The sequence below is a fragment of the Sediminispirochaeta bajacaliforniensis DSM 16054 genome (genome assembly GCF_000378205.1).
GTDB lineage: Bacteria > Spirochaetota > Spirochaetia > DSM-16054 > Sediminispirochaetaceae > Sediminispirochaeta > Sediminispirochaeta bajacaliforniensis.
Map to the genome: position 1 here is coordinate 47,168 of NZ_KB899410.1, position 16,804 is coordinate 63,971.

The window sequence follows — 16,804 nt, forward strand, 5'->3', positions numbered from 1 at the left end:
GCAAAGGAGTGTACGATGCAAAAGTATAATAGCTGCGGAAGATCCGAGATTGTGCCGGTGGTGCTGCTATGTGCTGCAGTTTTTTCTTTTTTCTTCTTATCCCCCGCGGTGGTGGAGGGCGAACCTTCAGCCGCCGAGCTGTTGGCACAAGTGGACGATAACGAGGTCTACGATACCATTACCTATACCGGGGAGATGATCATCGAATACCAGGGGCGCCGCTATGAAAAACGCTTTGAGGCTGTGGCAAAGGAAAACTCAGACAGCTTCATCGAATTCGTCAATCAGGAAGATCTCGGTACGAAGTATCTTAAACGAAGCGGTCGCCTCTATGTCTATTCTCCCGATAGCGAACAGGTTATGCTGATTTCCGGTCATCTGCTGAAGGAGTCGATGATGGGCTCGGATCTTTCCTATGAGGATACCATCGAAAATAATAAGATGTCCGACCGTTACAATCCGAGCCTCATCGGGAGTGATACCATCGACGGACATCCCGCCTGGGTGCTCGACTTAGCTGCCAAAAAAGAGAGTGAGAGCTATCCTCGGCGAAAGTTTTGGGTCGACAAAGAAAACGGTGATCTTCTTCATGCCGAATTTTACGCCTTGTCGGGTGCGAAGCTGAAGGAGTATTCCCTGATTCGTGCGGATGTCATTCATGACCGTCGATTCCCTGTTGAGTTTGAGATGCGGGATTTGCTACGTAAGAATAGTCGGACCCTTTTCATTATGCACGATGTGGTCCTGGATGCTCCGGTGAACGATTCGGTTTTCAGTATGCGGAATCTTGAAAGATGAAACGGTGGCAAGGTTCTTTAGGGGCCGTGGCTTGCCGTCGGGGCCGCCTGTTTGGGCATGGTCTTATTATCGCCACGCTTTTCATGGTCGTTGCTATGCCGATTATTGCAGAACCTGTTTTTTCCGGTATTCTGACTACAACCCTTGATACGGTAGCAGGAGCAGGAAAGGCCTCTGATTTTAGCTATGGCTCAGAGCAGTACGCCAATGTACGCATGCGCTCTTCTTTAGGCGACCGGGCGGTTGTGCAAGCTGCGGTAAACCTTATCGCAGCAACGGGAAGCGGGGCCGAGACGCTGCTCTATTCGAACGACCAGGCGGAGAGCTCGACAGATGATGAAAACTATGTGGCAAAGCTGGAGTTGGAACGGCTCTACGCACAGATTCGGGGAGAGGTGACCGATATCGAGTTGGGGCTTATGCGGGTTGCCTTTGGCTACGGTCAGGCCTTTCGTCCGACAGATTTTCTCAATCCTCCAAATCCTCTCTTGCCTGATGCAAGGCCAAGGGGGTCCCTTGGCGGGACCCTTGCTTTTTATCCATCTGACCTTACGAAGATCCTGTTTTTTTCCGCCGGAGGCGTTGATCCTCTGGAAACAGCTGGAGATGGGCTCCTTTTCGGTGCCTCCGGGGAAAACCACTGGTCTAACGTTAGTGTTCAGCTGCTCTACTCATTTCAGGCCCCTGATGAGGATTACTGGATGGGATTCCATCGGAGCGGCGTGTCTCTGAAGCTCGATACGGCTGTGGGGATTGTTCTCGATGCCCTCTATGGTTTTGATCCCGCTGATCCGGAGGGGTGGAGTGGACTTGAGGCTGCCTTGGGCTTGGATGCCTCTTTCTTTGACGGTGATCTCTACACTATTGTTCAGTACCTTTTTAATGGTCCCGGATACCTGGGACACTCGCAATCTATACGTGAGTTGGATACGGCGGAACTCAACGCAGAGGAGCTTTCCGACTACAACAGGAGGAATTACCTCTACGCTCAGGGAATCTATAGCCTTGATGACTATACACGTATCAATTTTTCCCTTCTCTTTACTCCCGACGATTTTTCTTGTTCACCAGCGATGGGTTTTGAATATGAACCTTTTCAGGGGTGCACACTGGCGATGACCGGACGCCTTTCCCTGGATGGTGAGTTCCTTTCTTCAGGAGAGCGGGGCGAGCTCGGGCCTATATTTGCCGGAACCTACGGCTCTGTTCATACCACTTTTACCCTTCGCTTTTAGGGACCGGCCATCTGTGAACACGAACGATGTATTTCCATTGACAATTACGATATGAAGTGTAGAATACGAAATTGTAATAAAAATGTTGTGATACAACATTTAGCAACATATGGGAAGGTTTATGCGACATCTAAGCGATTATATGCCGTTTATTCTCAAGAAGGAGAACATCGCCCGGATCGAAGGGGATGAAGTTCTCATTGGAAACAGAAGCCTTTATCCCTTTGAAAAAAGTTTTTTCCGCTGCCGGGAAACGGAGGATGTCGCTTGGGCCATCGAAAAGATGATTACCCAGGGAGGCGGACCGGTTCGAGCGGCGATGCAGGCAATGCTGCTGCTTGCAAAGCGGATGGATGAGGGGCGCTTGCCCCGTGACCCGGCACTTTTTGTCCAGGCAAAAGAGCGCCTTGAAAGGACACGCCCGACCAATACAACCATGGTCAGGGTCCTTGAGCTGATGGTATCGGCGATTCATGATAGTCTTGGGAGGGGAGGCTCCTGCGGCGAAAGCGCCGGGGCGTTTATTGCAACCTATGAGTCCCGCTATGAAGAGCGGGCCTTTGCCATGGCGGATATTGGTTCCTCTCTCATCGACGACGGCGATGGGGTGTTGACCATGTGTTTCGCCGAAACCTCTTTTATCCTTACCATTGCCCTTGCCATGGAGCAGGGAAAACGTATAAAGGTGTATACCCCTGAAACCCGTCCCTATCTTCAGGGTGCACGATTGACTGCTCCCTGCCTTGAAGAGATAGGAGCCGATGTAACCCTCATTACCGATAACATGCCTGCTTATCTCATGAGCCAGGGTGAAATTCAGAAATACATGACCGCCGTAGACATTGCCGTGAGCGATGGCTGGGTCGCCAATAAAATCGGAACCTATCAAAATGCCATAAGCGCCGCATTCCATGGAATTCCGTATTTTCCCTTCTCAGGAGACCCCGACATGAGAAAGGTGGGACGAGATTCCATCATCATTGAGCAACGCGATCCCGAGGAAGTAAAACACCTTCGGGGCCTTGCAACTACTACCGATACGATGAAGGCCTATTATCCCGCCTTTGATATCGTGCCCCCCCACCTGATTGCCGGGATCATTACTCCCAAGGGGCTCATCTCGCCTTATCTACTGAGGCGTGAGTACGGGGAAGGGGAGAGCGCTCTGTGACGGGAGCGATCATCGGCGGAACCGGTGTATTCAATAAATTGGTGTGCCGGTATCGAAAAGGTTATAAAGGAGGTCCCCATGGAAGATGGGGTAAAGGCTGTCGATATTCAGGGCTTGCATTTCAGCTACCGGGGAAATCCCGAGGTTGAGGCCGTGGGCGGCATCGATTTGAGTATCGAACGGGGAGAGTTTGTTGTTGTTATGGGACCAAGCGGGGCCGGCAAGTCGACCCTGGCAAATAGTTTGAACGGTCTTATCCCCGGTTTTCTGAAAGGAACGTACAAAGGGCAGGTCTTAGTGAATGGAAAGCCGGTAAAGGGAAATAGCGTCAGCTCTATGGCGCGTACAGTCGGATTGGTTTTTCAGGATTTCGAGGCCCAGCTTTTTTCCACGAACGTCAATCTCGAGATAGCCTTCGGGCCTGAAAACTTTGCAGTTGAGAGGAGCGAGATCGTAAAGAGAATCGAGAAGGTCTTACATACCGTTAACCTTCAAGGCTTTGAGGAGCGGCAACCATCAACCCTCTCGGGAGGACAGAAGCAACGCTTGGCGATCGGCTCGGTCCTCGCCACCTTTCCCGAAATCATCTGCATGGACGAACCAACCACTGATCTGGATCCCATGGGCAAACTGGGAATTTTTCAGATAGCGCGGGAGCTTCATGCAAGCAGTGATTTTACCCTTATCATCATAGAACACGAGACCGAAGAGGCGCTGAATGCAGACCGCCTTGTCCTCATGAAGGATGGGAAGATCCTTAAAGAGGGAAAGCCGAATCAGCTACTTCGCGATGTGGCTTTTACCGATGATATCGGCATCATGAGCCTTCAGATTCCGAAGTTTTTTCATGAACTTCTCCATATTGAGGGGGAGCGGCTTCCCATTACCCCTGAGGAAGGGAAGACCTTTTTTAACGAGCGGGGACTGCGGATTGAAGATCGAGCCTATCAAGCCCTTTTGGCCGGTGAGAAGGAGCGCCGGGCTACCTATGGTGGACCCGTTGTCCGAGTCGAAGGGCTCTCTCATGTCTATCCCAACGGGAACAAGGCTGTCAGTGACGTCGATCTTGAGATTTGCGAGGGAGAGTTCGTCGCTTTGCTTGGCCACAACGGCAGCGGCAAAACCACCCTGGTAAAACATCTAAACGGACTTTTGCTTCCCTCCGAAGGAGAGGTCGTCGTTTACGGAAAGAACACCAAAGAGCACTCCATCTTTGAGATCGGTAAGGAGATCGGTTATGTGTTTCAGAATCCCGATCACCAGATTTTTTCGGACACGGTCTACGACGAGGTCGCCTTCAGTCCAAAGATCCGCGGCTGCGGAGAGGAGGAGGTGCGTCGTCGGGTGGGCGAGGCCTTGGAATCGGTGGAGTTGACCGGCTACGAAGAGGCCGATCCCTTCTCTTTAAGCAAGGGAGAGCGTCAGCGGGTTGCCGTCGCCTCGGTCCTTTCGGCCAGGCCGAAGACCATCATCCTTGATGAACCGACGACCGGACTTGATTTCAAGGAGCAGCGCCGGATGATGGAACTGATCAGAAAGCTTAACGAGGCAGGTCATACCATCATCATGATTACCCACACCATGTGGGTAGTCGCCGAATACGCCCACAGGGTGGCGGTGATCAAGGATGGAAGGCTTTTGATGGATGGCCCGACGAGGGAGGTCTTTGCCAGGGAAGGAGAGCTTACCGCCTCATATCTCAAGACACCTCACATCGTCTCCCTTTCCAATCTGTTGGGCAGGACATTGCTTTCCATCAATGAAATGAAGCTGTGTACAGAGGGGATGTAAGATGGATATGTTTTTATATATGGATCTGAAGACTGGTATCCATCGTCTTGATCCGAGAACAAAATTGCTGTTGATGTTCCTCACCTTTACCGTCGGTGTCATATCAAAGAACATCATTATCTTGAGTGCGACGCTCCTTCTCGTTTTGCTCCACGGGGCAGCAGCTAAAATCCTTTCCAATTTGAAGCGAATCAAGGTGGTCCTGCTGATGATAAGCCTCTTTTCCCTTGTCATCTGGGCCATCGCCGGGAAAGGGGGAGGAGAGCGTTTCCTCATCTTTTCTCTCAATGGTCTCTTTTACGGATGTATGACCGCCATTCGCACAAACCTCATGATCCTTGCCGGTATGGTTTTCCTCAGCACGACTAAAATTGAGGAAATCTCGGAGGGACTGGTAAAGATTCATCTGCCGTATCGCGGGGCCTTCGCCTTTTCGACCGCCATCAGGCTGGTCCCGATGATTGTGGCGACCAGCTATACAATCATTCAGGCGCAGAAGTCCCGGGGATTAGATCTTGACTCCGGAAATATCCTGGAAAAGATTCGAAAATACGCTCCTTTGATGATTCCCACCCTGGTTTCGGTGATCAGGGGAACAAATGTTTTTTCCATGGCCCTTGAGTCGAAAGGGTTCGGTTATTCCGAAAAACGGACCAATTATCTTGATCTGAAAATGACGTGGAAGGATCTCCTTGCCTCTTGCATCGGTGTTGCCGTTGTGGCGGTGGTTGCCTATATTCGTTTTGATGCTGCGGCGTTTCATTCCCTGGTTTCCACCTTCCCTTGGGCCGATTATTCTCTGTAGGTGTATCGTGTGCCTCTTTTGAGGTACCTAATACATAATAAAAGGAGTTGCTTATGAGAGATGTGTTTGCCATGTGGAAAAACACCAAAATGGTCGTTCTTGTGGCACTGAGCGCCGGCCTGTATGCGGCCCTGCTGATTCCGTTTAAGGGCTTTGTACTTATCCCCGGTATCACCGAGGTCAGACCTGGAAGCGCACTTCCCGTAGTTCTTGGCCTGCTTTTCGGTCCTGCCGGTGCCTGGGGATCTGCCATCGGAAACCTTATCGGAGACTTTTTCGGTTCTCTTGGAATCGGCAGTATCTCCGGCTTTGTGGGGAACTTCATGTTTGCTTATGTTCCCTATAAGCTGTGGATTAATCTTGGTCTTGCTCCCTCCGGCGAGTATACCCCGGATCTGAAATCAGGAAGAAAGGTTGTTACATACGTGGTCGTTGCCATTCTTGGCGCTGCAGCCTGTGCGCTTCCCATCGCCTGGTTTCTTGATGTCCTCGGTATGGTTCCCTTTGCGGCTCTCGGAAGTATCATTACCCTGAACAACAGCATCCCTTCGATCGTCCTTGGTATTCCCGTTCTCTTGATCCTCTATCCCAGGATCGTGAAGTGGGACCTCCTCTGGACTGATCTCATGGATGAAGAGGATATTCCCGTCGCCGGAAAGCTTTCCAGGATCGGTGCCGTTATCATGGTCATCAGCATCCTTGTAGGACTCATCGGCGGCTTTCTTGCAGCCTTTGGCGTAGGGCAAGAGCTACTCTATGGCGGGTTCGGTGCAGGAGGTGATGTGGGATCAGCCGGTGTTGTTCTCATAGGAGGTATCGGTACTGCCGGGTTGATTATCTCCTCGTTCCTGCAGAACTATCCCAAAAAAGAATCGTAATTGGTAATCATCGGACCGGTGCCGTTAGTGGTGCCGGTCTGTATAAATGGAGAAATACGTGTCATCTTCCCCCTTAAAAAAAGATTTTTTTACACGTCTGAAAACTGCCTATGCCTCGCTTTCCGTTTCTGAAAAGAAGGTAGGGAAATTCATTCTTTCCTATCCCTCTCGTGTGGTGGAGATGTCCCTTGCCGAGGTTGCCAGGGAGAGCAGCGTCAGTGATGCGACGGCCATGCGTTTTAGCCGTAGTATCGGTTACCGGGGATGGCTCGAGTTGAAGATTGCTCTCATCAGATCGCTTCCCGAAAGCATCGGAGATGAGACTATCGGAGAGAGCCCTTTTCGGGCGATTATCAGGAAAAGTAAAGAGGCTCTGGATGAAACCGCCATGGCTTTTGATGAGGATACCTTTGAACGAGGTATGGATCTACTCCAGAATGCCGGAAAAGTCTTGATAACCGGTTCCGGAACCTCGGGACCTATAGCTCACGAACTTTATAATAGGTTGTTTCGTCTCGGCATCAACTGCACGGTGGCAAGTGATGTGATGTTGCAAATCATGCATGCGGCACTTCTGAGCGAGAAGGATCTTCTTTTCGTGATATCCCAGTCAGGGGCTTCCGATATGGTCATGAGAGCCGTAGAGGTTGCAAAACGTTCCTACGTCCCTGTGATGACCATCACGGGGAATGCTCTGACCGAGCTTGCCAAGGCCTCCGATGTTCTCCTGCTGTCGGTTTGCCATGAGCCAAACCCCGAAACGGTCGCCTCCCGGATCGCTCAGCATGCCATTGTGCAGGCTATCTATCTTTCCCTTTCGAGACGACTGGGAGATCGCGGCCGCCGGCTTGAAGATGGCATCTGGGACGCGTTTTTCCCGGAAGCATAGTAGCATCTTCAAATTTTTCTCATATAATAGCCGTTATAGGAGAAAAATTTATGGCAGATTGTTCGGAAAAGAGGCCTGGAAATATCATCTATTTTTCTCATGGAGGTGGCCCTCTCCCGATTCTCGGCGACCCAAGTCATGCGGCGATGATCGCTTTTATGAAAGAGCTTCCCCGGCAGTTGCCGAAACCGGAAGCTGTTGTCGTTGTGAGTGCCCACTGGGAGGAGCCGCTTCCGACCATCATCGGGGCCGAGGCCCCGTCGCTGTTTTATGATTACTACGGCTTTCCGAAGGAGGCGTACGAGCTGCAATATCCTGCGCCAGGAGCGCCTCGTTTGGCGCAAACCATGCAAAGGGCCCTTCAGGAGGCCGGCATTGCTTCGAGAATAGATGAGAGACGTGGTTTTGATCACGGTCTATTCATTCCTTTGAAGATGATGTATCCCGATGCCGATATTCCCATGACGCAATTGTCCCTTATCCGGGGATTGGAGCCGCAACAGCATATTGCCTTGGGCCGGGCCCTTCGTTCGCTGGCAGATGAAAACATCCTCATCATCGGATCCGGCTTTTCGTTTCATAATATGCGGGCCTTTACCTGGGATTCGTCGAATCAGGAGGATCCTGCGAATGATGAGTTTCAGGAGTGGCTTATCGATGTTTGTACCGGTGATTACAGCAGCTCCGAGCGGGAAGAAAAGCTGACGGCCTGGACTGATGCTCCCCATGCCAGGTATTGCCATCCGAGAGAGGAGCATCTGCTTCCCTTACATGTCTGTTTGGGAATGTCCGGACAGAAGGCCCGCCTTGTGTTTGACGATCATATTCTGGGAAAGCGGGCTATTGCTCTGCAGTTTTGCTGACCTATCACGACGGAGTAGCTTCGGGGATGTGCGAACGATGTCCAGAAGACTCTTCCATGAGGGCATCTTGGATAAAGGGGTTTGGTAGATCTTCATCGGTACGGTCCTTGGAGGCGATTGGGAATATGTTGACAGGAACATCAGGCCGTTGAATGGGGCCGTTCTCTGCGAGAAAGCAACAGCCGATAATCGTTAGGGAGGGATGAGCCTCCCTAACGATATGAGCTGCTAAAGCAGCTTTTTCACTTGCTCTTCAAGAGAGAGCGGTGAGCGCTCCAATACTTTTTCGAGATCGCTGCTTGAGATATCAAGGGTACCGGCAGCTATGGATTCGTCGAGTTGTGCATAGAAAGCGGCCCCGGCCTCGGGCATTCCTGCTGCAACCAATCGTTGTTTCCGTTCTTCGACGCTGATCCGTTCATACCGAATATCCTTTCCCAGTACCTTTCCTGCTGCTGAGGCAAGCTGCTCATAATTCCAGGGGGCACCTGCGAGTTCCAGGGTCATGCCGTCATAGCTTTCCGAAACAAGTGCTTTTGCCGCTGCTTCGGCATAGTCACTTTTGGAAGCCGATGCTACTTTGCCGTCTTCCGCGGCTGCAGCTATTGTGCCGGAGTCTCGGGCAGCCCGGATATCTCCGGTATAATTTTCCGCATACCAGTTATTTCTGAGGATAACGAATGAAAGGCCGGAATGCCTTAATAGCTCCTCGGTCGCTCTATGCTCGGGGGATAGCGGATTGTCTGAGGTATCGGCCCTGGTAATACTTGTGTAGAGGATTGTTTTGGTACCGGCATCCTGTGCAGCCTCAATAACGTTCTGATGCTGTGTAGCTCGTTTTCCCACTTCGGAACTTGATATCAAAAGAAGGCGATCCACCCCGATAAAGGCCTTCCTTAGTGAGTCTTGATCATCATAATCGCCGATACGCACGGTAATTCCCTGCTTTTCGAGATGTTCCGCTTTTGATCTGTTTCTTGCAAGGCCAATGATAGAAGAAGGCTGAACACCGAGGTTTATCAACTGTGAAACTACCAGTGATCCAAGCTCTCCAGTGGCCCCTGTTACTCCATACATCATCTTTTTCTCCTTACTAAAAGTTAGTTATTCATGAAATATAGTACTAACTTTTAGTAAGTGACAACTCTTTTTTTTTATGGTACGTTTAGTAGTGTTCAATATTTTTTTTGCATGGTGATGGTATGAAGCAAATTCCGTACGATGTGTTTGCCGCCGGTTGTCCCTCCCGGTCCGCTTTTTTGCATATATTCAGTCGCTGGGGCGTCCTTATCCTTGCACGTCTTCAGGAAGGGCCTGCACGTTTCGGTACACTGGCTCGATCGATAGAGGGAATTAGCGAGCGAATGCTGTCGAAGAGTCTCAAACTTCTGGAAGAAGAGGGACTTGTTTACCGCCGGGAATTGGAAAAGCGTCCTCCCCATGTGGAATATGGGCTAACCGATGCAGGTGCACGAATTGCCGAAGGGATTCTGTATGTAATCCAGCAGCTTTATACCGTAATGGACTCGAGGGGCAGCACACTCTCTCGTACCGAAAAGTCGTGCGAAGAGGTAAGCATGGAGTAGTGTCCGGAATCCTGGTGGTTTTATGCCGTTTCCTCCGGAGAAATTCTTTCATTTCCCGGATTACTTGATCTTTTACACCTGCACTCTTGTAATTGATGGAAAGAAAAAGAATTGGGATGCTTTGACCACCAGGATTCGGAACACTATGCAAGTGCTAAATATATCCCCGTGGGATAGGTTGCCGGCAGAAGGGTCCCCGGCCTCACAACCGTAAAGCCGGGGAGCACAGAATTACATGCTAAAGCAGACCAGAGCTTCCGGGGTGATGACGCGGAAGCTAAAGGATTCCGAGAAGAAAAGATGAACCTCTTCGGAATCGTGATGATGATAGCCTATGGAGAAGTCCTGCCCCAGGGTAAGTTCAAAGTCTCCTCCCCGATCGGAGGCGAGGATGGCCGTATCTACAAACCCTGAGTAGATGACCTTACCCTCAATTTGCTTTTCCACTAAGGTTTTTAGTGATCCGCCAGGGGTCGGACGACCCATGAACTTCCACAATTCGGAATTGACAATAAGGTTACTTGCACCCCTGACACCTTCCGCAAGCAACCTGGTTTTTGCTTCGGAAACGGCATCGACGATCGCTTCATTTTCGAGCTTAAGCGGTATTTTGTCACTGTCGACGGCATCCTGGATACCGGTAATCATACCGGGCTTAAAGCCCTTAAAAATTGCCGTTTCCTCAAAAGCCGCCATCTTTTTTGCCGCCGTTACGACTGGGGTCAGATCGATATCAAGGGCCCCCCGTTCGATGTTGTCCAGTTCCCAGGTTTTCAGAGAAAAACCGATACGGCTTTCCACCAGAGGCTGAACCATATAGACGCCGTATCGGACCTCGTCTTTTTTTTGGTCCTTGCTGAGGGCAAGTCGCCCCAGGTCTACACTCGTGTATCCAATACCGTGGGGGCCGGATACGTCAAGGAATTTTCGTCCCGACAAATTGGCGGCCAGAGTCTCCCTCGCCATCTCGTCTATTTCTTTCCATGCAGCATCGCTTATCGGCGCAAGATCTCGTTTCAGGATATCCATGTTACCTCCTATTCCCGGCCCTTTAGGCTGCCGATACCAAGACTCCCTGATTCCTGCGAAGCGGTACCGGTCAACTTCGAGGTTCCTCCCAGGAACTCTTCTTCGACTTCCTCGGCGCCTTGTTGGTAAAAACCCTCTTCCTCTGGTGCCAATTCTTTGAGTAAGCGAAGGAATTCTCCTGCGTGTACCTTTTCTTCGTCGGCAATATCTAGTAATACCTGGCTAGCAAGGGTGTTATCCGTTGATGCGGCCAACTGTTCATAGAGCTGAGTTGCCTCGTATTCCGCCGCCACCATCATTCTGATGGCCCGCACCAACTCGCCGTGATTGAGCATTCTGTCGTTATCTTTTACGCTGAAAGGATTTCCGAATTCCATAATGCCTCCTCCTTGTTGACATACCCTATTCTTGATCGTCAAGGCTAAGCTGTCAAGGAAACTCTTATGGCTTTATCCTTAATTAAAGCAGTTTTCTGAATATTTGCATGTTTGAATATGAAAAGCCATTCTTTTGATAGAAATGATGAGCGACGGTATTGGTCCCGTCGGTTAAAAGATTATTTACCATGCCAAGGATACTTTCATGTTTCAGCGAGGCAAGGACGAAACCTGCATCGGGATTTTCGATAATCATGCAAAGTCCCGCTTCCTGTTTTGATCGGTCCGGACAAAACTCCTCTTCTTGGGAAAAAAGAAGCGCCAGAAGTTTACATAGATCGGGGATGTGAGACAATTCTGCTTCGATGATCTTAAAAGGTTCCATGTCCACCAGCATATAACATGCATCTGACAGAGAAAAGCTACTATTGGATATGATAGATCCTGTAGTTCCAGTTCATAATCTCCGGTTTCAGTACCGATTCGTAGCGTTCGAGCATGGCGTTGAGGTTTTTCGCCTTGCTTCTGGCATTGAAGGGTACCACCAGGAGGTCGAAATCCGTGAGTTTTCCAAAGGGGAATTGTGACTTTTCTGGAGGCTCCGTACGAATTTCATGTCCGGTGAGGATGAGGATTTTCGGGCCTTGTGTCTCTTTGAGAATTTTTTGTTTAACCCTGCTTTCCCGTTCCTGCTCCACGCCTACGGTTCCGTCGAATAAGAATGAGGTTCCCTGGATGATCATGTCGAAGGTGGGCCCTTTATAAAGGGAAATATCGTCTCCGAGAATCGAATTGGTAACGGGATCTACCTCTCCTGCCGGGGTTCTGACCGTGATTTGCTCCGTTTTTACATGTGGTTCGAGAAATCGTTCAATGATACTGATGTTGTGGGTGAATACCTCATAATAAATGGACGATTCACTGCTGTGGTTTGCAATGATGTCCGCGAGGTGGTAAACGGTACTGCCGGCATCGATGAGCAGCTTAATCGTCGGTGCCGAGGTTTCTGCATACTGGCGGCTATCGCTTCGGTGCAGGATCATATCGTAGAGAGCATTACTGACTTTTATCTTTTGGTTGATGTAAAGGTGCCGTTTTTGGGCAAAGGCCAGCATGGAACGGTGTAAACGCAGGGCGTATTCATCCTTGTCGGTACGTTCTTTGTCGAAGAGCCGGTATCCGATCTCGTCTTCATAGTTGTGAATTTGCGTATAGATCCAGCTACTCCCGGAATAAGAAACGCGAAAACGCTTTTCGATATACGCTTTTACCTCGGATATCGGTATTACGATATCGAGGATGGATTCATGGGACTGGCGATCGTATTCCGAGGAAAAAAGGACAAACAACGCCATGATAAGATCTTGTCGTTTAACCCTGTGTGTGATCATAGCGGCTCCATGTCGTTGCTTAGTTTATGAGCGTCACATGCTAAGTAAAAAGTATAACCTATGCGGTATCGAGTTGTTAAGTGAAAATCCGAACAAGCTTGCTTGTGAGACCATGCATGATAGGATATCAATCAACAGGAGGGATATATGAAGAAGCGAATAGCTATGCTGTGTTTTCTTTTCTCGACCGTCGGTTTACTTTTTGCCGGCGGAACCCAGGAAAGTGGGGAAAAAGAAATCAAGTTGACAATCGCCGGCCGGGACGGCGCTTACGGCGAGGCCATGCAGATGGCGGCGGATGCATACCACGAGAAGCATCCCGAGGTATCCTTTGAGGTATTGAAGCTTTCGGGAAGCAGTCTGTTTGAAAAAACCGTGATCGACATGAGAAGTGAGACAGGTACATACGATGTGATTCTCATCGATGATCCCAATGCCACCCAGTTTCTGGAAGTAAACTGGCTTGCGAACCTCGATGAACTTTACAAACAGGCCGGAGTTAGCATCGATTCCGACTTCATCGAACCGACGCTGAGGTTGGGGCGCTATCCCTATACGGCAAATGGAACCCTCTATGCACTTCCTTTTGCAGGTAACGTGGAGCTGTTTGCCTATCGAACGGACCTATTTGCAAAGTACGGCCTCCAAGAGCCACAAACCTGGTCGCAAGTCCTTACGGCGGTGAAGACTATCGATAAAAATGAGCCTTCCCTCGACGGCGTCGTCTTCAGAGGGGTAAAAGGCAATCCAATTGTTACCGGATTTCTTCCCATCTTCTGGGCTTTCGGCGGAAAGATCCTTGATGCCGACGGCAATGTAACCATCAACTCACCCGAAGGACTCAACGCTTTACACTATTTTCTCGAGCTGAGCAAGTACGCTCCCGAAGGCGTCTCCATGTATCAGTCGGCCCAGGTTAAAGACGCCATCTATTCCGGTAAAGCGGCGATAGCAACCGAGGTCTGGCCAGGCTGGATAGGCGATTTGGAAAATCCGGAGAAATCTTCCGTTGTCGGAAAGGTCAAGGTGATCAAACATCCCGGCGAGGTTGAGAAATCGTCACCGATGATCGGGGTGTGGCTGGCCGGAATTCCAAAGGCCTCGAAGCACCAGCAGGCAGCCTTTGATTTCCTGCGCTTTCTGACAAGTTACGATATGCAGGTGGCAATGTCCGATAGCGTAGGATTACCTCCGACGAGAAGCGAGGTCTATAAGCTCGCTTCCCAGCAGGCGAAATATCCCTGGTATCCGGCACAGCTCGATGCCTTGCGTAGCGGCGTGGCCCGTACACGAACAACAAAGTGGAAGGAAGTGGAGGACCAACTTGGTACAGTGCTTCAGTTCGCCCTTATGGGGAATATAAGCGCTGAGCAGGCGCTGGCGGAAGCGGAGAAGGGCATCACCAATATTCTTAAGTAGCCGCTTTTCACGATAAGGCCGGGGCCTCCCGGCCTTATCGTGCTCTTTATTGCGTTTCGGTACTCATTTTTATGCGACAGGAGACTACTACATGAGGACTGGAAATTACATCCGGAAAAATCTCTTTTTTTTCGTTCTGATTTCCCCGGCGGCGGCGATTATGGCTTGGCTGACCATCTATCCTGTCATACATGTCGTCGACCTCTCTTTTTTCAAATACAATTATATTACCGATATAAAAACCTTTGTAGGCCTTGGTAATTTTAAGGAGATCCTAGGCGAACAGTTATTTCAACAGGCATTTCTCAATACCCTGCTTTTCTCGCTTTTGGCCACGGCGGCGGAGGTTGCGGGCGGGATCATCCTCGCCCTTATTTTCGACGGCCGCTTCGCCGGTAAAAGGGTATTCATGATCATATCGATTTTTCCCATGATGATATCGACGATGGTCATCTGTGCCATCTGGAAGACCATGTACCATTACGATATCGGTCTTTTTAACGCAACCCTGCGATCCATTGGCGCAAAGCCCGTGGGGTGGCTGATCGATCAGGGGAAGGCTCTCTTCTCCATTGTCATCGTCGATATCTGGCAGTGGACCCCCTTTACCTTCATCATGACCCAGGCGGCGATGAGTTCGATACCAGGTGAAATCTACGAAGCTGCGCAAATCGATGGAGCAAAATACCATCAAATCGTCGGACGAATTACCCTGCCTATCCTCTCAAGCCAGATCATGCTTCTGATCATGCTGAGAACAATCGATACCTTCAAGCTCTTCGGCAAGGTGTATGCCCTGACTCAGGGCGGTCCGGGTAACTCGACGGAGACGCTCTCTTATTTTATCTATCGCGAAGGCTTTTCTTATTTCAATTTGGGAAGGGCCTCAACCGCTTCCATCATTACCCTGATCGTTGCGGCCGGGATTTCCCTGATCTACATCAGGAAGATCCTTCAGGAGGATGCATGAGAAAGCATATACGAAAGAAAAGTTCCAATCCCCTGTTCTGGATTGTATTGGTCGTCATCATGGGCATCATCCTGTTCCCCATCTATTGGATCATCGCAACGTCCTGTAAGACACCGGTAGAGGTTATTCTTCCGAAGCCGACCCTTTTTCCTCATGATCTTACCTTCATGAATTATAAAGCGGTTTTGCAATCGGGCTTTTTGCATAATATGCTCAACAGCCTGATTGTGGCCGTATGTGCCACAGGTCTTTCTCTTTTCCTCTCCTTTACCGCTGCATATGCTCTGGTTCGATACCGGTTTCCCTTGGCATTCAACTCGCTTTTCCTTGTGTGGGTCTTGGTTGTGAAAATATTGCCCCCGGTCGTACTGGCGATTCCCCTCTATACCATGTTTAACTCGATGCACCTGATCAACAAGTTGCTTGGTCTTATCCTGGTCTATCAGGTCTATACCTTGCCCTATTGTATCTGGATGATTTTCGGATTTCTCAAATCTGTTCCGATTTCCTTTGAAGAGGCTGCCCTTATCGACGGGGCAAGTCGCTGGTACATCTTGGGCAATATCGTTCTTCCCCTTGCCAGGACGGGTATTATCGCCACTTCCATCTTCGGGATCATCTCTGCATGGGATGAGTTTCTCTTCGCCCTGCTCTTTGTCAGGACCCCCTCTCTGGAAACCTTGCCGCTGGTTATTGTCAACTACATAGGTGAGTACGAGACGCTATGGGGCGAGTTGATGAGTATCGGATTGTTGACAACGGTGCCGGTGCTGCTCTTTTCCAACTTCGTATATAAGTATTATACGAAGGGTTTTTCGATGAGCTTGAAATAATGACAACGGAACACAGGCCTTTAATTACCGTTCACAGCGGAGGGTTTTCGACCCCGGCCAACAGCATGGCCTATCTGAAGCTTGCATGCGAGAAGCGCCCCGATATCATCGAGATAGATGTCCGTGCCACCCTTGATAATGTGGTCATACTCTCTCATGACCCGGCAGTTGGTAATTCGGTGATTGCCGAGGTTACATCCGCTCAATTATTTGAGACGAATCCCACTGTTATTACACTTGAGCAAGCACTGCGAATATGCGAGGATCACCGCATTGGTCTGAACCTCGATATCAAAGAGCAGCGGGCTATCGACCCTCTGCTGCGTATATTGGATCGCCACAAGTCTGAACGGCCCTTTATTTTTTCCGGATGTGGGCGGCCGGAAGTAGAGGAGTTGCATAGAAAAAGCCCCAGGTCGCGGGTTCTGTATAATGCCGATCCGTGGGATTGGAAAAAGGTTCCGGACTATCGTGATTATATGCGGGCGCAACTATCGGCGGTGAAGGAGCTGAATTGTTTTGGTCTTAATATCTCGTGTGAAGATTTAAGGCCGGAGTTTATGGGCTATTCAAGGCTCTATGATATTCCTATTTTGGTTTGGACCGTAGACGATGAAGAACGTATGCAGGAATTGATTACCCTCGGCGTCTATTCGATTACGACGAACAATGTGGATCTGCTGCGGACCGTTCTTCGGCGGAATTCGGGCAGGAAATTACGTTTATACGATACCGATTGGATTAAACATCCAAAACAATAAGACCATAA

General features: G+C 49.9%; 18 protein-coding genes. 13 read left to right on the plus strand and 5 right to left on the minus strand.

Annotated features, from left to right (window positions below; translation table 11 throughout):
- Nucleotides 1-15 precede the first annotated feature (15 nt).
- From F459_RS0105790 to F459_RS0105825, 8 genes are all read left to right on the plus strand, one after another.
- Nucleotides 16-798: an outer membrane lipoprotein-sorting protein gene (locus F459_RS0105790; protein WP_020611791.1), complete on the plus strand. Its 783-nt coding sequence runs from the start codon at nt 16-18 to the stop codon at nt 796-798.
- Complete coding sequence (locus F459_RS0105795; RefSeq protein WP_020611792.1) at nt 795-2,033, plus strand: hypothetical protein; 1,239 nt, start codon at nt 795-797, stop codon at nt 2,031-2,033. The genes F459_RS0105790 and F459_RS0105795 overlap by 4 nt, the downstream gene beginning before the upstream one ends.
- A 121-nt stretch (nt 2,034-2,154) precedes the next feature.
- Complete coding sequence (locus F459_RS0105800) at nt 2,155-3,204, plus strand: translation initiation factor eIF-2B alpha/beta/delta subunit family protein (RefSeq protein WP_020611793.1); 1,050 nt, start codon at nt 2,155-2,157, stop codon at nt 3,202-3,204.
- Between the two features lie 78 nt (nt 3,205-3,282).
- Nucleotides 3,283-4,995 (plus strand): ABC transporter ATP-binding protein, encoded by a 1,713-nt coding sequence (locus tag F459_RS0105805; protein ID WP_020611794.1) that lies wholly within the window; start codon nt 3,283-3,285, stop codon nt 4,993-4,995.
- A gap of 1 nt (nt 4,996) precedes the next feature.
- Nucleotides 4,997-5,800, plus strand: a complete 804-nt coding sequence (locus tag F459_RS0105810; protein ID WP_020611795.1) for an energy-coupling factor transporter transmembrane component T family protein — start codon at nt 4,997-4,999, stop codon at nt 5,798-5,800.
- 53 nt (nt 5,801-5,853) lie between these two features.
- On the plus strand, nt 5,854-6,678 hold the full coding sequence (locus tag F459_RS0105815; RefSeq protein WP_020611796.1) for a QueT transporter family protein: 825 nt from the start codon (nt 5,854-5,856) through the stop codon (nt 6,676-6,678).
- Nucleotides 6,679-6,736: 58 nt separating this feature from the next.
- Complete coding sequence (locus F459_RS0105820; RefSeq protein WP_020611797.1) at nt 6,737-7,567, plus strand: MurR/RpiR family transcriptional regulator; 831 nt, start codon at nt 6,737-6,739, stop codon at nt 7,565-7,567.
- A 50-nt stretch (nt 7,568-7,617) separates the two neighbouring features.
- Nucleotides 7,618-8,430 carry a DODA-type extradiol aromatic ring-opening family dioxygenase gene (locus tag F459_RS0105825; RefSeq protein WP_020611798.1) on the plus strand — a complete coding sequence of 271 codons (813 nt, stop codon included), beginning with the start codon at nt 7,618-7,620 and terminating at the stop codon, nt 8,428-8,430.
- A 228-nt stretch (nt 8,431-8,658) separates the two neighbouring features.
- Here F459_RS0105825 and F459_RS0105830 read toward each other — a convergent pair whose 3' ends face one another.
- Entirely contained in the window at nt 8,659-9,510 is an 852-nt protein-coding gene (locus F459_RS0105830; protein WP_020611799.1) for an SDR family oxidoreductase, read from the minus strand.
- 122 nt (nt 9,511-9,632) lie between these two features.
- Here F459_RS0105830 and F459_RS0105835 point away from each other — a divergent pair, with 122 nt between their 5' ends.
- The gene (locus tag F459_RS0105835) at nt 9,633-10,016 is read left to right on the plus strand and encodes a winged helix-turn-helix transcriptional regulator (RefSeq protein WP_020611800.1); all 384 of its coding nucleotides are present in this window, start codon (nt 9,633-9,635) and stop codon (nt 10,014-10,016) included.
- A 231-nt stretch (nt 10,017-10,247) separates the two neighbouring features.
- Here F459_RS0105835 and F459_RS0105845 read toward each other — a convergent pair whose 3' ends face one another.
- The 4 genes from F459_RS0105845 to F459_RS0105860 all read right to left on the minus strand — a co-directional run bounded on the left by F459_RS0105845 (nt 10,248) and on the right by F459_RS0105860 (nt 12,813).
- Nucleotides 10,248-11,045, minus strand: coding sequence for a family 1 encapsulin nanocompartment shell protein (locus F459_RS0105845; protein WP_020611802.1), 798 nt, complete (start codon nt 11,043-11,045; stop codon nt 10,248-10,250).
- Between the two features lie 8 nt (nt 11,046-11,053).
- Nucleotides 11,054-11,422: a ferritin family protein gene (locus F459_RS0105850; RefSeq protein WP_020611803.1), complete on the minus strand. Its 369-nt coding sequence runs from the start codon at nt 11,420-11,422 to the stop codon at nt 11,054-11,056.
- An 82-nt stretch (nt 11,423-11,504) separates the two neighbouring features.
- Complete coding sequence (locus F459_RS0105855; RefSeq protein WP_245540094.1) at nt 11,505-11,807, minus strand: hypothetical protein; 303 nt, start codon at nt 11,805-11,807, stop codon at nt 11,505-11,507.
- A 40-nt stretch (nt 11,808-11,847) separates the two neighbouring features.
- Nucleotides 11,848-12,813 carry a sugar phosphate isomerase family gene (locus F459_RS0105860; protein WP_020611805.1) on the minus strand — a complete coding sequence of 322 codons (966 nt, stop codon included), beginning with the start codon at nt 12,811-12,813 and terminating at the stop codon, nt 11,848-11,850.
- A gap of 147 nt (nt 12,814-12,960) precedes the next feature.
- Between F459_RS0105860 and F459_RS0105865 the strand changes: the two genes are divergently transcribed.
- From F459_RS0105865 to F459_RS0105880, 4 genes are all read left to right on the plus strand, one after another.
- Nucleotides 12,961-14,232, plus strand: a complete 1,272-nt coding sequence (locus F459_RS0105865) for an extracellular solute-binding protein (protein WP_020611806.1) — start codon at nt 12,961-12,963, stop codon at nt 14,230-14,232.
- Between the two features lie 91 nt (nt 14,233-14,323).
- The gene (locus F459_RS0105870) at nt 14,324-15,202 is read left to right on the plus strand and encodes a carbohydrate ABC transporter permease (RefSeq protein ID WP_020611807.1); all 879 of its coding nucleotides are present in this window, start codon (nt 14,324-14,326) and stop codon (nt 15,200-15,202) included.
- Nucleotides 15,199-16,035: a carbohydrate ABC transporter permease gene (locus F459_RS0105875; protein WP_020611808.1), complete on the plus strand. Its 837-nt coding sequence runs from the start codon at nt 15,199-15,201 to the stop codon at nt 16,033-16,035. The genes F459_RS0105870 and F459_RS0105875 overlap by 4 nt, the downstream gene beginning before the upstream one ends.
- Nucleotides 16,035-16,796 carry a glycerophosphodiester phosphodiesterase gene (locus F459_RS0105880; protein ID WP_020611809.1) on the plus strand — a complete coding sequence of 254 codons (762 nt, stop codon included), beginning with the start codon at nt 16,035-16,037 and terminating at the stop codon, nt 16,794-16,796. The genes F459_RS0105875 and F459_RS0105880 overlap by 1 nt, the downstream gene beginning before the upstream one ends.
- Nucleotides 16,797-16,804: the final 8 nt, after the last annotated feature.

Excerpts from the sequence above, each read along its gene's own strand:
- F459_RS0105790 (WP_020611791.1), top strand. The coding sequence starts at position 16 with ATGCAAAAGTATAATAGCTGCGGAAGATCCGAGATTGTGCCGGTGGTG.
- F459_RS0105795 (WP_020611792.1), top strand. The coding sequence starts at position 795 with ATGAAACGGTGGCAAGGTTCTTTAGGGGCCGTGGCTTGCCGTCGGGGC.
- F459_RS0105800 (WP_020611793.1), top strand. The coding sequence starts at position 2,155 with ATGCGACATCTAAGCGATTATATGCCGTTTATTCTCAAGAAGGAGAAC.
- F459_RS0105805 (WP_020611794.1), top strand. The coding sequence starts at position 3,283 with ATGGAAGATGGGGTAAAGGCTGTCGATATTCAGGGCTTGCATTTCAGC.
- F459_RS0105810 (WP_020611795.1), top strand. The coding sequence starts at position 4,997 with ATGGATATGTTTTTATATATGGATCTGAAGACTGGTATCCATCGTCTT.
- F459_RS0105815 (WP_020611796.1), top strand. The coding sequence starts at position 5,854 with ATGAGAGATGTGTTTGCCATGTGGAAAAACACCAAAATGGTCGTTCTT.
- F459_RS0105825 (WP_020611798.1), top strand. The coding sequence starts at position 7,618 with ATGGCAGATTGTTCGGAAAAGAGGCCTGGAAATATCATCTATTTTTCT.
- F459_RS0105830 (WP_020611799.1), bottom strand. The coding sequence starts at position 9,510 with ATGATGTATGGAGTAACAGGGGCCACTGGAGAGCTTGGATCACTGGTA.
- F459_RS0105835 (WP_020611800.1), top strand. The coding sequence starts at position 9,633 with ATGAAGCAAATTCCGTACGATGTGTTTGCCGCCGGTTGTCCCTCCCGG.
- F459_RS0105845 (WP_020611802.1), bottom strand. The coding sequence starts at position 11,045 with ATGGATATCCTGAAACGAGATCTTGCGCCGATAAGCGATGCTGCATGG.
- F459_RS0105850 (WP_020611803.1), bottom strand. The coding sequence starts at position 11,422 with ATGGAATTCGGAAATCCTTTCAGCGTAAAAGATAACGACAGAATGCTC.
- F459_RS0105855 (WP_245540094.1), bottom strand. The coding sequence starts at position 11,807 with ATGGAACCTTTTAAGATCATCGAAGCAGAATTGTCTCACATCCCCGAT.
- F459_RS0105860 (WP_020611805.1), bottom strand. The coding sequence starts at position 12,813 with ATGATCACACACAGGGTTAAACGACAAGATCTTATCATGGCGTTGTTT.
- F459_RS0105865 (WP_020611806.1), top strand. The coding sequence starts at position 12,961 with ATGAAGAAGCGAATAGCTATGCTGTGTTTTCTTTTCTCGACCGTCGGT.
- F459_RS0105870 (WP_020611807.1), top strand. The coding sequence starts at position 14,324 with ATGAGGACTGGAAATTACATCCGGAAAAATCTCTTTTTTTTCGTTCTG.
- F459_RS0105875 (WP_020611808.1), top strand. The coding sequence starts at position 15,199 with ATGAGAAAGCATATACGAAAGAAAAGTTCCAATCCCCTGTTCTGGATT.
- F459_RS0105880 (WP_020611809.1), top strand. The coding sequence starts at position 16,035 with ATGACAACGGAACACAGGCCTTTAATTACCGTTCACAGCGGAGGGTTT.